The organism is Enterobacter sp. SES19 (assembly GCF_011765665.1).
GTDB classification, from domain to species: Bacteria; Pseudomonadota; Gammaproteobacteria; order Enterobacterales; family Enterobacteriaceae; genus Enterobacter; species Enterobacter pseudoroggenkampii.
The window spans coordinates 185,873-201,102 of sequence record NZ_CP050320.1 but is presented as its reverse complement, the minus strand read 5'-3'; the positions used below and the strand labels follow the sequence as shown (position 1 = coordinate 201,102).

The window sequence follows — 15,230 nt, the reverse complement described above, 5'->3', positions numbered from 1 at the left end:
GGATAGCGCGATGAAACACCACTTCCTTTTTTCGCTGACGGGGCTGGTTGTGCTGAGCATGGCCCGCGCCGATACACTGCCCTCTATTATTAACCCTGATAACCCGGCGCAAGTTTCGCGTAACGTTGCCCCAGAACAAACTGAGGCTGTCCCCCAGCCGAAAGTCAAAATAGAAAAACCGCAGTCAACGCTGACGCCTGAAACGCCCATTACCATTCATCACATTCAGTTTATTGGCGGAACGCGTTATCCCTTGCAGGAATTGCTTCAGCCCTTCAGGCCGTACGCCGGAAAAACCGTGCCGCTAAAAACGCTCACGGGGCTGGTAAATGATATTACGGCGCTCTATAAGGCCGACGGTTTTCCGCTCTCCTATGCCTGGCTGCCGGATGATAATTTCCAGCAGGGCAATATTAAAATTGTTCTGGTTGAAGGGTATGTCGCTCACAGCGACATCACCAGTAATAACCCTCATATCGCCGAGCGTCTTAAACGATTGTCAGAAAAAATCATGGCGGAAAAACCGCTGTCACAGGATACGTTCGATCGCTATAGCCAGCTGATGACCCGTACCCCTAACGTTCCGGTCACGGCCAATGCGCAGCTGCCAACCAATATCTATGGCGCGGCGGCGATGCAGATAACCGGTAATCAGGAGCGGAGCTGGAATATCGCTTCCACCATCGATACCCGTAAAGGGCAAGATTTAATGATGCTGAACGGCACGCTCAGCAACATGACAAGCTATGGCGATCAGCTTGGTGTGGCCACGCTTGTACCGTTAGATAGCAACACGCGAAAAAACTATGTCGGTCTCAACTGGCAGCAGTTTTTAAACGATGAAGGGCTGACCATGCAGCTAAAAGGCAGCTATTACCGTGAAGATCCGCGAGATTTTTCTCCCCTGCTCTCTTTGCCGAACAATATCAAAGTCGATTCGAAGCAAAAAACAACGCAATACAACGGGGGCGTGACGTTTGGCTATCCCCTGCTGCTGACGCAAAAATCACAAATTAATCTGACCGGCGGTTTTGATTACACCGACCGCCAGGATGATTATGCCCTGCAGGCCAGACTGCAGGGCAAAACCTATAGTCTGAACTCCGTCAACCAACACGCGCGTTATCCCGCGCTGGAAGTGGGCATTAATGGTGCACATCAATTCACAACCGCCAGCATCAGCGGCAGGCTCAACGTCCGTCAGGGTATTGATGCGATGGGTGCGGATATCGTCTCAGCTCCTAAACCCGATATGAATTTTACGCTCACAAAAAGCTATCTGGACGCTGCCTGGCTGTTTGCCGACAAATGGCGGCTATCAACGTCCTGGGAGGGAGACTGGTCAAATAACACGTTGCCGGAGCCCGAACGCGTTAGCTTTGGTGCCCAGCGCTTTGGCCGTGGATACCAGGACAGTGAAGCAAGCGGTGATTACGGCTATGGCGGGCAGGTAGAACTGCGCTATATCCAGATGCGAAAAGAGAGCACCTGGCTTGCCACAATCCAGCCCTACATCCTGGCCGATACCGCGCAAACCTGGTTTAACACCTCCGGTTTGCCTCATCAACGGCTCGGGTCAGTGGCGACCGGGGTGATGATAGGCGATACGCGCCACTATAGCGTCACGGTGGAGGCGGCAAGACCCGTCGGGGATGTTCCGACAGACAGTCGCAACAGAGACTGGCGCTACAGTCTGACGTTCACGTGGAATTTCAATAAAATGCAGTAAGCTTTTCAGCCCGAATACTGGCAGGATCAACGCAGCGCAGCGCGTGGGTTGGACAGGCCTCCACGCAGGCCGGTCCGCCTTCGCGATGCGCACATAAATCACATTTCAGCGCCTGCGCTCTATTTCCCTCCAGACGAACCTGCATCGCCCCAAACGGACAGGCCACCACACAGCTTTTGCACCCAATGCAGCGCGTCTGCTCAACGAGCCAGGTGCCCGCCGTACGGCTGATGGCATGGGTTGGGCAGACGTTAGCACAGGGCGCGTCCTCGCACTGATGGCAACCCACCGCCGTAGTGTAGGCGTCCCCCTTCACCACCCGAAGGCGGGAGGTGAAAGTCTGTGCGGTGAAGTCGTCCTGATGCGCAACCGCGCAGGCCACTTCGCAGGTGCGGCACCCGATGCATTTTCCCGCATCCGCCATGATAAATCGGTTCATCAGTTACGCCTCGCGCACGTTAAAACCCAGCTCTTTTGAGATAGCCTCTGCCGTTTCGCGCAGCGGCTTGAGCAAGTTCTTCTCACCCACCTGCTTCATGCGCGACGTCGACAGCGAGATAGAGATCGCATACGGGACGCGGCCGTGGATATCAAACACCGGCACGGCAATACAGGAAACGCCCAGCTCGTTCTCTTCTTTGTCCATCGCCATGCTGCGATCGCGAATTTCCGCCAGCTCATCATACATCGCACTCAACTCAGTGATGGTGTTGCGCGTCAAAGGTTGGATCTGTTCCTGATGGCTCTCCCAGTAGCTCGCCACGTAATCCTGATGACCAAACGCCATGTAGATCTTGCCCATTGCGGAGCAGTAGAGCGGCATATGCTGGCCGATATAGGCGCGCGTGCGCAGCATACCGGTTGTCGGTTCGAGCTTGTAAATCAGGATCGCGTGGTCGTCTTCCCGGCTGGAGAAATTCACCGTCTCGCCGGTGGCAATGTTCAGCGCCTCAAGGTGCGGAGCGGCCACGTGAATGATATTCAGCGACGACAGGGCCTTTTGCCCGACGGCGATAAATTTGGTGGTCAGACGATAGCTGCCCGCTGCGGGTGCCGGGGTCACGTACCCGCACGACTGTAGCCCCTGCAGCAAGCGGTGCACGGTGCTCTTATTCAGCCCCGCCAGTTCCGATAAATGCGCAAGTGGACACCCGTTCGGATAGTTGCTGAGGATCTCAATCAGCATCAGGCCGCGAAACAAGCTCTGGCTGCCTGCTGGCCTCTCTTTCTCTTGCGTCATTTCGCTCTCTTTCATGCTCATTACATGGCTCCTGTTTAGCGCGTCCTGATGGTAGCGCAAAGTGTGGGTCAGTTCACGATCTCAACAGAAAAAACACAACCAGTTGATTTTAATCGATTTTGAAAAACATGAATGTCGTTGATCTGACAAAATTTGATCGCTATATTTGAAATCAGATTTCGCATAGTGAAATTTAGCGATAAAAAAGCACTCGCACTTGCCCTTAAAAGAACAGGAGAACAGGGATGAAAGTGACCTTCGAAGAGTTGAAAGCGGCGTTTAATCGGGTTCTGCTCGATCGCGGCGTGAAAGCGGAAACCGCAGACGCTTGCGCCAACATGTTCGCTCGCACCACGGAGTCCGGCGTCTATTCGCATGGTGTGAACCGCTTCCCGCGCTTTATTCAGCAGCTTGATGCAGGCGATATCATTCCCGACGCTCAGCCCAAACGGGTGATGACATTAGGCGCCATCGAACAGTGGGATGCCCAGCGCTCCATTGGCAACCTGACGGCGAAAAAGATGATGGATCGCGCCACCGAGCTGGCGTCCGATCACGGCATTGGTCTGGTGGCACTGCGTAACGCGAACCACTGGATGCGCGGCGGCAGCTACGGCTGGCAGGCGGCGGAGAAGGGCTACATCGGTATTTGCTGGACCAACTCAATTGCCGTGATGCCCGCATGGGGATCAAAAGAGTGCTGCATCGGCACCAATCCGCTGATCGTGGCTATTCCCTCTAACCCGATCACCATGGTCGACATGTCGATGTCAATGTTCTCCTACGGCATGCTGGAGGTGAATCGCCTGGCCGGGCGCGAGCTGCCGGTCGATGGCGGCTTTGACGACGAGGGCAATCTCACCCGAGAGCCAGGCGTGATCGAGAAAAACCGCCGCATTCTGCCCATGGGCTATTGGAAAGGGTCCGGCTTATCCATCGTGCTCGACATGATCGCCACCCTGCTCTCCAACGGATCTTCCGTCGCGGAAGTGACCCAGGACAACAGCGACGAGTATGGCGTGTCGCAGATCTTTATCGCCATCGAGGTGGATCGCCTGATCGACGGTCCAACCCGCGATGCCAAACTGCAGCGCATTATGGACTTCGTTACCACCGCGCAGCGGTCAGATGAAAACGTTGCCGTCCGCCTTCCGGGGCATGAATTCACGCGCCTGCTGGAAGAGAACCGCCGCGACGGCATCACCATCGACGACAGCGTGTGGGCGAAAATCCAGTCTCTGTAAGGAGTGGGCCATGATATTTGGACATATTTCCCAGCCAAATCCGTGTCGCCTGCCGCAGGGGATTGAAAAAGCGCTTAATTTTCTGCGCACGACGGATTTCACCACCCTGGCGCCAGGCGTAGTAGAAATTGAAGGTCGCAACATTTTTGCTCAGGTTCTCGACCTGACGACAAAGGAACCGCACGTGAACCGCCCGGAAGTGCACCGCCGCTATCTGGATATTCAGTTTTTGGCGTGGGGTGAAGAGAAAATCGGTATCGCTATTGATACCGGCAATAACGAAATAAGCGAATCATTGCTGGAACAGCGCGATATTATTTTTTATCACGACAGTGAAAATGAATCGTTTATCGAAATGATACCCGGCAGCTATGCCCTATTTTTCCCGCAGGATGTACACCGTCCTGCCTGTATTAAAAACAAGGAATCCGCAATTCGTAAAATTGTGGTGAAAGTGGCAATCAGCGAATTAGATTAATTTTCTGATAAATACAGGAATGCGAAATGACCAACACCGGTTTTATTATTGGTGCGTACCCCTGCGCACCCTCGTTTCACCAGAAAGGGGAACAAGAAGAACAAACCTTCTGGCGGGAACTTTCCGACACGCCGAATATTCGCGGGCTGGAACAGCCGTGCCTTGAAAATCTTCATCCTCTTGGCGACGAATGGCTGTTCCGCCATACGCCGGGTGAATGGCAAATTGTGGTCACGGCAGTGATGGAAACCATGCGCCGCCGCGGTATCAACAGCGCATTTGGCCTGGCGTCAGCTGACGAAACGCAGCGTAAAGCATGTATAGACTTTTACCGGCATCTGCACCAGAAAGTTAACGCCGTGAACGCCCGTTATCCGGGCAAAGTGATAGCCCTGGAAATGCAGGCAGCCCCGCAGGCGGGCAATGTTTCCGTCGAACAGGCCACCGAGGCGTTTTCCCGCTCCATCCGTGAAATTACAGGCTGGGACTGGGGCTGCGATCTGGTGCTGGAACACTGCGATGCCATGAACGGCCCAGCACCGCGCAAGGGTTTCCTGCCTTTAGAGCAGGTGCTGGAGGTGGTAAAAGAGACGGATATCAGCGTCTGCATCAACTGGGCGCGGTCGGCCATCGAAGGCCGTAACACCACCCTTCCGCTTGACCATGTTCAGGCCGCACTCAATGCCGGGAAACTGGGTGCATTGATGTTTTCGGGCACGACCACCCACGGGGAGTACGGAGAATGGCAGGATCTGCACGCGCCGTTTTCCTCATTCTGTGCCGACAGTTTGATGACAACTGAACACGCAAAATCACTCTTTACTGCGGCGAGCGCCGCAACGTTGAAATTCTCCGGTATTAAATTACTGGAAATAAATGCTAATGCTGATGTCAGCCATCGCATCGCCATTTTACGCGACGGTATCAGCGCAATGAATAAAGCAACGCAATAACAATAAGAAAATTTTATTCCGGTTACCTTACTGAGAGATTAACTATGAATATTTCTACTCATGCTCTACATGCGGACATTCCGCGCCAGCGCTGGCTAAGAATCATTCCTCCCATTCTTATCGCCTGCATTATTTCATATATGGACCGCGTGAATATCGCATTTGCGATGCCGGGTGGTATGGATGAAGAATTAGGTATTACCGCAACAATGGCAGGCCTGGCGGGCGGGATCTTCTTTATCGGCTATCTGTTCCTGCAGGTTCCCGGCGGCAAGATTGCCGTGCACGGCAGCGGCAAGAAGTTTATCGGCTGGTCGCTGGTTGCCTGGGCGGTGATCTCTGTGCTTACGGGTCTCGTGACGAATCAGTATCAGCTGCTGGTGCTGCGCTTCTTACTCGGCGTGGCGGAAGGCGGGATGCTGCCCGTTGTGCTCACCATGATCAGCAACTGGTTCCCGGACGCCGAGCGCGGTCGCGCCAACGCGATTGTGATCATGTTCGTGCCCATCGCCGGGATCATCACCGCCCCGCTGTCGGGCTGGATCATCACCGCGCTCGACTGGCGCTGGCTGTTCATTATTGAAGGTTTAATGTCCGTCGTTGTGCTGGTGCTGTGGGCGTTCACCGTGTACGACCGGCCGCAGGAAGCGCGCTGGATTTCAGAGGCGGAGAAAAACTATCTGGTGCAAACGCTGGCGGCTGAACAGCAGGCCATCGCTGGCAAAGAGGTGAAAAACGCGTCGCTCGGCGCAGTGCTGTCCGACAAAACCATGTGGCAACTGATCGCCCTGAACTTCTTCTATCAGACCGGGATTTACGGCTACACGCTCTGGCTGCCGACCATCCTGAAAGAGCTGACGCACACCAGCATCGGTCAGGTGGGCATGCTCGCCATCCTGCCTTACATCGGGGCCATTGCGGGCATGTTCCTGTTCTCCACGCTCTCTGACCGCACCGGCAAGCGCAAGCTGTTTGTCTCCCTGCCGTTGATTGGCTTCGCGCTCTGCATGTTCCTCTCCGTAGCGCTGAAAGAGAGTACCTGGCTGGCCTATGCCGCACTGGTGGGCTGCGGGTTCTTCCTGCAATCCGCCGCGGGCGTGTTCTGGACCATTCCGGCGCGACTGTTCAGCGCAGAGATGGCGGGCGGCGCGCGAGGCGTGATCAACGCCCTGGGCAACCTCGGTGGCTTCTGTGGCCCGTATGCGGTTGGGGTGCTTATCACCCTGTACAGCAAAGATGCCGGCGTTTACTGCCTGGCCGTTTCACTCGCCCTGGCGTCGCTGTTGGCTCTGCTGTTACCGGCGAAATGCGATGCCGGCGCAGAGCCCAATCCCACGGTGACTCCGCATAAACGTGCGGCCTGATGCCCTCACCCCAGCCCTCTCCCACGGGGAGAGGGAGAAAACCGAACCGTAGGTCGGGTAAGCGAAGCGCCACCCGGCGAATAAGTGAGATGAAGATGAGTGAAAAAGAGCCCTTCTGGCTGGGTATCGATTGTGGCGGTACTTATCTGAAAGCCGGTTTATACAACAGCCAGGGCAAGGAAGTCTGTATCGAACGTCGCTCCGTTGCCACGCTCAGCCCGCGAGCGGGCTACGCCGAGCGGGATATGCATGAGTTGTGGCAGCACTGCCACGCTACCGTCGCCACGCTGCTCAAACATTCAGGCGTAAACGGCAACCGGATTAAAGGCGTCGGCATTTCTGCTCAAGGCAAGGGACTGTTTCTGCTCGATAAACAGGACCAACCGCTGGGTAACGCCATACTCTCCTCTGACCGCCGTGCGCTGGAGATTGTGCAGCGCTGGCAGCAGGATGGCATTCCCGAAAAACTCTACCCGCATACGCGCCAGACGCTGTGGACCGGGCACCCGGCCTCGCTTCTGCGCTGGGTCAAAGAGAATGAGCCGCAGCGCAATCAGCAGATTGGTAGCGTAATGATGGCGCACGACTATCTGCGCTGGTGCCTGACCGGCGTGAAGGGCTGCGAAGAGAGCAACATCTCCGAGTCCAATCTCTACAACATGAATACCGGGAAATACGACCCACAGCTTACGCGCTGGCTCGGCATCAGCGAGATTGACGGCGCCCTGCCGCCGATTGTCGGTTCAGCAGAAATCTGCGGGGAAATCACCGCTCAGGCAGCCACCCTTACCGGTCTCGCGGCGGGCACGCCCGTCGTGGGTGGACTGTTTGATGTGGTTTCCACCGCGCTCTGCGCCGGACTGCAGGACGAGCACACGCTGAACGCCGTGATGGGCACCTGGGCCGTCACCAGCGGTATCGCCAGTACGCTTCGCGACAGCGAACCCTTCCCGTACGTCTATGGCCGCTACGTGCATCCGCAGCAGTATATCGTTCACGAAGCCAGCCCCACCTCGTCCGGCAACCTTGAGTGGCTCACCGCACAGTGGGGTGACATGTCGTTCAGCGAGATCAACCACGCCGTCGCCAGCCTGCCGAAAGCCGAAAGCGATGTGTACTTCCTGCCGTTCCTCTACGGCAGCAACGCCGGGCTGGAGATGACCAGCGGCTTCTACGGGATGCAGGCGCTACACACCCGCGCGCACCTGCTACAGGCGGTTTATGAGGGCGTGGTGTTCTGCCACATGACCCACCTCAACCGCATGCTTGAGCGCTTTTCTCAGGTGCAGGCGCTGCGCGTGACGGGTGGCCCGACCCATTCGGACGTGTGGATGCAAATGCTCGCGGACGTCAGCGGGCTGGCGATTGAGCTGCCGCAGGTGGAAGAGACAGGCTGCTCCGGCGCGGCGCTGGCGGCGATGGTGGGCACCGGTGTGTTCACCGACTTCCACTCAGCGCAGCGCGCGCTCAAACATGGCATCCGGGTCATCGAGCCCGACATGCGCGCCCATGCGGCCTATCAGCGCAAATATCACCGCTATCAGCTACTGATTTCAGCACTACAGGGCTATCACGCCCGAGTTAAGGAGAACAACCTATGAGCCGACCATTACTGCAGCTGGCGCTCGACCATACCTCTCTTCAGGCCGCGCAGCGTGACGTCGCGATGCTTGCCGATCACGTTGATATCGTCGAAGCGGGCACCATTTTGTGCCTGACCGAAGGGCTAAACGCCGTGCGCGCCCTGCGCGAGCAGTGTCCGGATAAAATCATCGTTGCGGACTGGAAAGTGGCCGACGCCGGAGAAACGCTGGCAGAACAGGCGTTTGGCGCGGGCGCGAACTGGATGACCATCATCTGTGCCGCCCCGCTGGCAACCGTTGAACGAGGCCACGAGGTGGCCCTGCGCTGCGGAGGTGAAATCCAGATGGAGCTCTTTGGTAACTGGACGCTGGACGACGCGCGCGCATGGCATCGCGTCGGCGTGAAACAGGCAATCTACCACCGCGGGCGCGACGCACAGGCGAGCGGTCAGCAGTGGGGCGAAGCGGATCTCGCGAAAATGAAAGCGCTCTCCGACATCGGTTTACAGCTTTCGATTACCGGCGGCATCACCCCCGCCGACCTGCCGCTGTTTAAGCAGATCAACGTTAAAGCCTTTATTGCCGGGCGCGCACTGGCTGGCGCCGTCAATCCGCCGCAGGTGGCGCAGGCATTCCATTCGAATATTCGCGACATCTGGGGAGCGTAACCATGCGTCAGCATCCGTTAGGGATTTACGAAAAAGCGCTGCCAAAAGATCTCTCCTGGCCCGAGCGGCTGGTACTGGCGAAAAGCTGCGGGTTCGATTTTGTCGAGATGTCGGTCGATGAAACCGACGAGCGATTATCGCGCCTCGACTGGCGCACCGCGCAGCGCGCCTCTCTGGTTGAAGCGATGCTGGAAACCGGGGTGTCTATCCCGTCCATGTGCCTGTCTGCCCACCGTCGCTTCCCGTTTGGCAGCCGCGATGAAACCGTGCGCCTACGCGCCCGCGAAATCATGACCAAAGCCATCAGGCTGGCGCGTGACTTAGGCATTCGCACCATCCAGCTTGCGGGTTATGACGTGTACTACGAAGAGCACGACGAAGGCACGCAGCAGCGCTTTGCCGACGGGCTGGCGTGGGCGGTAGAGCAGGCCGCCGCCGCGCAGGTGATGCTGGCGGTGGAAATCATGGATACCGCGTTTATGAACTCCATCAGCAAATGGAAAAAGTGGGACGACATGATCGCCTCGCCGTGGTTCAGCGTTTATCCGGACGTTGGCAACCTGAGCGCGTGGGGCAACGACGTCACCGCCGAGCTGACGCTGGGCATTGACCGCATTGCGGCTATTCACCTGAAAGACACCCAGCCCGTCACCGCGCAAAGCCCCGGACAGTTCCGCGACGTGCCGTTTGGCGAGGGCTGCGTCGATTTTGTCGGCGTGTTTAACACGCTGAATCAGCTGAACTATCGCGGCGCGTTTCTGATTGAGATGTGGACTGAAAAAGCAAAAGAGCCGGTGCTGGAGATTATCCAGGCGCGCCGCTGGATTGAAGCCCGTATGCAGGAAGGAGGCATGACATGCTAGACGAACTCAAAGCCGAGGTACTGGCAGCAAACCTGGCGCTGCCCGCCCACCAGCTGGTGACGTTCACCTGGGGCAACGTCAGCGCGGTTGACCGTGAAAGCGGCATGATGGTGATTAAGCCCTCCGGAGTGGAGTACGACGTGATGACGGCGGAGGATATGGTGGTGGTGAATATCGCTACCGGCGAAGTGGTCGAGGGAAATAAAAAACCCTCTTCAGACACGCCCACCCATCTTGCGCTGTACCGTCGTTATCCGGAGATTGGCGGCATCGTGCATACCCATTCGCGACATGCCACTATCTGGTCCCAGGCAGGACAGGATTTACCCGCCTGGGGCACAACGCACGCGGACTATTTCTACGGGGCGATCCCCTGCACGCGCCTGATGACCGCGGCAGAGATTGCCGGAGAATACGAATACCAGACGGGTGAAGTGATCATTAAAACCTTCGAGGAGCGCGATCTCAGCCCGATGCAGGTCCCGGCGGTGCTGGTCCACTCCCACGGCCCGTTCGCCTGGGGTAAAGACGCTGCCGATGCGGTCCACAATGCCGTCGTGCTGGAAGAGTGCGCCTATATGGGCCTGTTCTCTCGCCAGCTCGCGCCACAGCTTCCGGTTATGCAGCAGGAGTTGCTCGACAAGCATTATCTGCGCAAGCACGGGGTGAATGCCTATTACGGCCAGTGATCAGCCGGAATTGATATGCTCTTTACAGTACCGCCGTTTCCAGACGGCGGGTGTTAGCCCGGTATGCTTCGAAAAGATCTGCCGAAAATAGCCCACGTCATTAAAACCACACCGCGTTGCCACTTCGGTAAGCGAGGCAGAACCATCCAGCAACAGCTTTTCCGCCGCCCTGACGCGCTGGCGATGTATCGCCTCTGTCAGGGTTAAATGGAACGTCCGGCGAAATACGCGCCCGAGATAATTGGCATTGCAGTGCAACGCTTTTGCCAGCTGCGAGGTAGAAAGCGGTAAATGAAACTGCGTGCGAATAAGCTGTTTCGCCTTCCACGCCATTGCCGCACCGGCTTCATCTGCGTTATCTTCATAGCCTGATGAAATAGAAATTTGCTGCAAAATCAGTAATAAAATGATTTCCAGCGCCACGCTTCGCTGTAATTTCTCCTGCTCGCTCAGGAACTGGCGAAAAAGAGAAATTACATACTGTGCATCCCTCACGCGGCAGTGTTGTTCGATTGCCAGATTGGGCAACCGGTGCGAATGATGCTCAACCTCAAAATGCAGCCAGTAAAATTTAAGATCGGCCGGAAAGTCGCCCACGCCCACATGGCGTCGGTCTGGCCAAAGCAGCAAACTCTCTCCTGCTTTTACCTCAAATAACGTGCTTTCTTCCTGGATCGTTAATGTCCCTTTTTCGACAAAAATAATCTCCCACGACGTTAATTTTCGCGCAGGGTGGCGGCCCACGCCCCGGGAGATAAATAACCCGCCATTTTGGACCTTAATCGGAAGCGCTATGGATAATTCAAGCATGGATATTCACCATTCCGCTTTTATTGCCGTTGATATTCAATTTACGCTTTGATTATTAATCAATATTCGAATAACTGTCCGATCGGAATCACATTTTTATCATCAGGTCGGAATCGTCATCTTTTTATACTTTTCCCTTCCCTTGTTGGCCTTTCCGTTCGGTGCAGAATAAATGCGTACCTTGCACAAATACGATAATAAATTCGATTACCGAGGAGTTACTTCATGACTTCCACACCGATTACAGAATCAGACGTGACACAAGGGGCAACAGAGGGCCGCTTGTCCGTGCGCGAAAAAATTGGCTACGGCCTGGGCGACGCGGGCGGGACGGTGATTACCTGCCTGATCATGAATTTTCTGACCTTTTTCTATACTGATGTCTTTGGCCTGACCCCTGCGCTTGTTGGCACGCTGTTTATTGCCCTACGTGTATTTGACGCCATTTCCGATCCGGTAATGGGCATTATTGCCGACCGCACGCAAAGCCGATGGGGTCGCTTTCGCCCGTGGCAGCTGTGGGTCGCCTTCCCGATCGGCATTATCGGTGTGCTGACCTTCACCGTTCCGGAAGCCAGCATGGGCGTGAAAATCGCCTGGGCATTCGGGACCTATCTGCTGTTGTCCGTCGGCTATACCGCCATCAACGTTCCCTACTGTGCGCTGATTAACACCATGACCACTCGCCACAACGAGGTGATCTCCTGCCAGTCCTGGCGCTTCGTGCTGTGCGGCGTGGCGGGCTTTTTGGTCTCCGTGGGCCTGCCGTGGCTGGTCGCGGAGTTGGGCCAGGGAGATGCCGCGAAAGGTTATCAGCTTGGCGTCGGCGTCCTGTGTGCCATCGCCGTGGTGATGTTCCTGTGCTGCTTCTGCTGGGTACGCGAACGTGTTCCGCTGGCGCTGATGGGGAAATTTACCCTGCGCGAGCATCTGGCCGGTCTGCGTAAAAACGATCAGCTGCTGCTGATGCTGGTGATGTCATTTCTGCTGATTAACGTCTTCAACATTCGCGGCGGCGGGTATATGTACTTCATCACATACGTGCTGCAGGGCAGTACCGCCTATACCTCGCTGTTTTTCACCATGGTGACTTTTGCCGCCATTCTGGGGGCGGTCATCGTCAGCCCGCTGTCGCGCCGTATTGATACCGTCAAACTCTATTACTACACCAACCTGGTGCTCGCCGCGCTCGCGGTGGGAATGTGGTTCCTGCCTGGCGGCCCGGCGCACCAGACGCTGTGGCTGATCGTCATTTTGAGCAACGGCGTCATTCTCGGGTTTACCCTGCCGCTGCACTTCTCGCTGATGGCGTTTGCCGACGACTATGGCGAGTGGAAAACCGGCGTGCGCTCTTCAGGGATGAACTTCGCCTTCAACCTGTTTTTCATCAAGCTCGCGTGGGCGTCCAGCGCCGGGATCATCAGCCTGGTGTTTATCGCCGTGGCCTACCAGCCCGGTGCGGGCAACCAGACGCCTGCTTCGCTGCAGGGCATCACCGCCATGGAGACGCTGCTCCCCGCCCTTTTCCATCTGCTGCTGGCCGTCTCTATCCGCTGGTGCAGACTCAACAACCCTATGATGTCGCGCATTGCTACCAACCTGCGCCAGCGTCACGTACCCTCCTGAGGAGAACACGATGTCCATAATGGAAGCCGATCTGCATAAACTGAAAATTAACGACCCGTTTCTCGGGCAGTATCAACGTCTGGTACGTGAGGTGGTGATCCCCTACCAGTGGGATGCGCTAAACGACCGCGTGACGGAAGCCGAACCCAGCCACGCCATCACCAACTTCCGCATTGCGGCGGGTCTGGAGCAGGGTGAATTCTACGGCATGGTATTTCAGGACAGCGACGTGGCGAAATGGCTGGAAGCCGTGGCGTGGTCGCTGTGCCAGAAGCCTGATGTTGAACTGGAGAAAACCGCCGACGAGGTGATTGAGCTGGTCGCGGCGGCGCAGTGTGAAGACGGTTATCTCAATACGTACTTCACGGTAAAGGCGCCGGGCGAACGCTGGACGAATCTGGCCGAGTGTCACGAGCTGTACTGTGCCGGACATATGATAGAAGCGGGCGTAGCGTATTTTCAGGGCACCGGAAAACGCCGTCTGCTGGAGGTGGTGTGCAGGCTGGCAGACCATATCGACAGCGTGTTTGGCCCCGTCGAGAACCAGCTACACGGTTATCCGGGCCATCCGGAAATCGAGCTGGCGCTGATGCGGCTTTACGACATCACGCAGGAGCCCCGCTATCTCACTCTGGTGAAATATTTCATCGAGCAACGCGGCGTTCAGCCTCACTTCTACGATATCGAATACGAGAAGCGCGGCAGAACATCATACTGGAACACCTATGGCCCGGCGTGGATGGTCAAAGACAAAGCCTACAGCCAGGCTCATCAGCCGCTTTCGGAACAACAAACGGCCGTCGGCCATGCGGTGCGTTTTGTCTATCTGATGGCGGGCATGGCGCATCTGGCACGCCTGAGCCATGACGAGGATAAACGGCGGGACTGCCTGCGGCTGTGGAAAAATATGGCGCAGCGCCAGCTGTACATTACCGGTGGAATCGGCTCACAAAGCAGCGGCGAGGCGTTCAGCAGCGATTACGATCTGCCCAACGATACGGTCTATGCCGAAAGCTGCGCCTCCATCGGCCTGATGATGTTTGCCCGCCGGATGCTGGAGATGGAGGCCGACGGCCACTACGCCGACGTGATGGAGCGGGCGCTATACAACACGGTACTGGGCGGAATGGCGCTGGATGGTAAGCATTTCTTCTATGTGAACCCGCTGGAAGTCCATCCGAAAACCCTGGCGTTCAACCATATCTACGATCACGTGAAGCCCGTCCGCCAGCGCTGGTTTGGCTGCGCCTGCTGCCCGCCGAATATCGCCCGCGTGCTGACGTCGCTGGGGCACTACATTTATACCGTCCGCCAGGATGCGCTTTTTATTAACCTTTACGTGGGCAACGATGTCGCCATACCGGTTGGCGACGAAACCCTGGCGCTGCGAATTAGCGGTAACTATCCGTGGCATGAACAGGTAAAAATCGACATTACCTCGCCTGTTCCCGTCACGCATACGCTAGCCCTGAGGCTGCCAGACTGGTGTGCCGCGCTTGACGTTTTATTAAATGGAGAAGCGGTAACGGGCGAGATCTCCCGTGGATACCTTTATCTCACCCGCAGCTGGCAGGAGGGTGACGTCATTACGCTAAAGTTACCTATGCCGGTTCGCCGTGTGTATGGTAACCCACAGGTCCGCCAGCAGGCGGGGAAAGTCGCCCTGCAGCGCGGCCCGCTAGTCTACTGCCTGGAAGAGGCCGATAACGGCGCCAATCTGCATCACCTTTCTCTGCCTGAAAACAGCGAGTTCAGGGTCTTTGAAGGGAAAGGAATTTTCGCGCACAAGATGCTAATACAGGCAGAGGGGATTGGGTGTCACGTGGAGGACACGGATGCGCTGTGGCAGTACGATCGCTCGCCGGTACAACGTCAGCCCCGCACGCTGACCTTTATTCCCTGGTTTAGCTGGGCTAACCGGGGAGAAGGAGAAATGCGGATCTGGGTGGATGAAGGTTGAAATTCTGCGGCCTGTTGCCCTCA

Annotated in this window: 14 protein-coding genes; 11 read left to right on the top strand and 3 right to left on the bottom strand. The window is 56.6% G+C overall.

Going from position 1 to position 15,230, the window contains the following annotated elements; all coding sequences use genetic code 11:
* Positions 1-10 precede the first annotated feature (10 nt).
* Complete coding sequence (locus tag GXP72_RS00915) at positions 11-1,729, top strand: POTRA domain-containing protein (RefSeq protein WP_148770364.1); 1,719 nt, start codon at positions 11-13, stop codon at positions 1,727-1,729.
* On the opposite strand, the gene GXP72_RS00910 is transcribed toward GXP72_RS00915, so the two are convergent.
* Both GXP72_RS00910 and yiaJ read right to left on the bottom strand, forming a co-directional pair.
* On the bottom strand, positions 1,713-2,168 hold the full coding sequence (locus GXP72_RS00910) for a 4Fe-4S dicluster domain-containing protein (protein ID WP_061716192.1): 456 nt from the start codon (positions 2,166-2,168) through the stop codon (positions 1,713-1,715). The genes GXP72_RS00915 and GXP72_RS00910 overlap by 17 nt on opposite strands.
* A gap of 3 nt (positions 2,169-2,171) precedes the next feature.
* Positions 2,172-2,990 carry an IclR family transcriptional regulator YiaJ gene (gene yiaJ, locus GXP72_RS00905; protein ID WP_021242452.1) on the bottom strand — a complete coding sequence of 273 codons (819 nt, stop codon included), beginning with the start codon at positions 2,988-2,990 and terminating at the stop codon, positions 2,172-2,174.
* A 224-nt stretch (positions 2,991-3,214) separates the two neighbouring features.
* Between yiaJ and yiaK the strand changes: the two genes are divergently transcribed.
* From yiaK to araD, 8 genes are all read left to right on the top strand, one after another.
* Entirely contained in the window at positions 3,215-4,213 is a 999-nt protein-coding gene (gene yiaK / locus GXP72_RS00900; RefSeq protein WP_090420430.1) for a 3-dehydro-L-gulonate 2-dehydrogenase, read from the top strand.
* A 10-nt stretch (positions 4,214-4,223) separates the two neighbouring features.
* Positions 4,224-4,691, top strand: a complete 468-nt coding sequence (locus GXP72_RS00895) for a YhcH/YjgK/YiaL family protein (protein WP_090420426.1) — start codon at positions 4,224-4,226, stop codon at positions 4,689-4,691.
* A gap of 26 nt (positions 4,692-4,717) precedes the next feature.
* Positions 4,718-5,644, top strand: coding sequence for a DUF4862 family protein (locus GXP72_RS00890; RefSeq protein WP_090420423.1), 927 nt, complete (start codon positions 4,718-4,720; stop codon positions 5,642-5,644).
* Positions 5,645-5,688: 44 nt separating this feature from the next.
* Positions 5,689-7,008 carry an MFS transporter gene (locus GXP72_RS00885; protein ID WP_024909052.1) on the top strand — a complete coding sequence of 440 codons (1,320 nt, stop codon included), beginning with the start codon at positions 5,689-5,691 and terminating at the stop codon, positions 7,006-7,008.
* Between the two features lie 95 nt (positions 7,009-7,103).
* Complete coding sequence (locus tag GXP72_RS00880; RefSeq protein WP_090420476.1) at positions 7,104-8,609, top strand: FGGY-family carbohydrate kinase; 1,506 nt, start codon at positions 7,104-7,106, stop codon at positions 8,607-8,609.
* A complete protein-coding gene (gene ulaD, locus GXP72_RS00875) occupies positions 8,606-9,259 on the top strand; it encodes a 3-keto-L-gulonate-6-phosphate decarboxylase UlaD (RefSeq protein ID WP_090420417.1) in 654 nt (217 codons plus the stop codon). Before GXP72_RS00880 ends, ulaD begins: the two co-directional genes overlap by 4 nt.
* A gap of 2 nt (positions 9,260-9,261) precedes the next feature.
* Positions 9,262-10,122 (top strand): L-ribulose-5-phosphate 3-epimerase, encoded by an 861-nt coding sequence (locus GXP72_RS00870; RefSeq protein ID WP_090420414.1) that lies wholly within the window; start codon positions 9,262-9,264, stop codon positions 10,120-10,122.
* A complete protein-coding gene (gene araD, locus GXP72_RS00865; protein ID WP_090420411.1) occupies positions 10,116-10,811 on the top strand; it encodes an L-ribulose-5-phosphate 4-epimerase in 696 nt (231 codons plus the stop codon). The genes GXP72_RS00870 and araD overlap by 7 nt, the downstream gene beginning before the upstream one ends.
* On the opposite strand, the gene GXP72_RS00860 is transcribed toward araD, so the two are convergent.
* Positions 10,812-11,621 carry a helix-turn-helix domain-containing protein gene (locus GXP72_RS00860; RefSeq protein WP_208763394.1) on the bottom strand — a complete coding sequence of 270 codons (810 nt, stop codon included), beginning with the start codon at positions 11,619-11,621 and terminating at the stop codon, positions 10,812-10,814.
* 225 nt (positions 11,622-11,846) lie between these two features.
* On the opposite strand from GXP72_RS00860, the gene GXP72_RS00855 reads away from it, so the two are divergent.
* Complete coding sequence (locus tag GXP72_RS00855) at positions 11,847-13,247, top strand: MFS transporter (RefSeq protein ID WP_090420405.1); 1,401 nt, start codon at positions 11,847-11,849, stop codon at positions 13,245-13,247.
* 10 nt (positions 13,248-13,257) lie between these two features.
* Entirely contained in the window at positions 13,258-15,207 is a 1,950-nt protein-coding gene (locus GXP72_RS00850) for a glycoside hydrolase family 127 protein (RefSeq protein ID WP_090420402.1), read from the top strand.
* Positions 15,208-15,230: the final 23 nt, after the last annotated feature.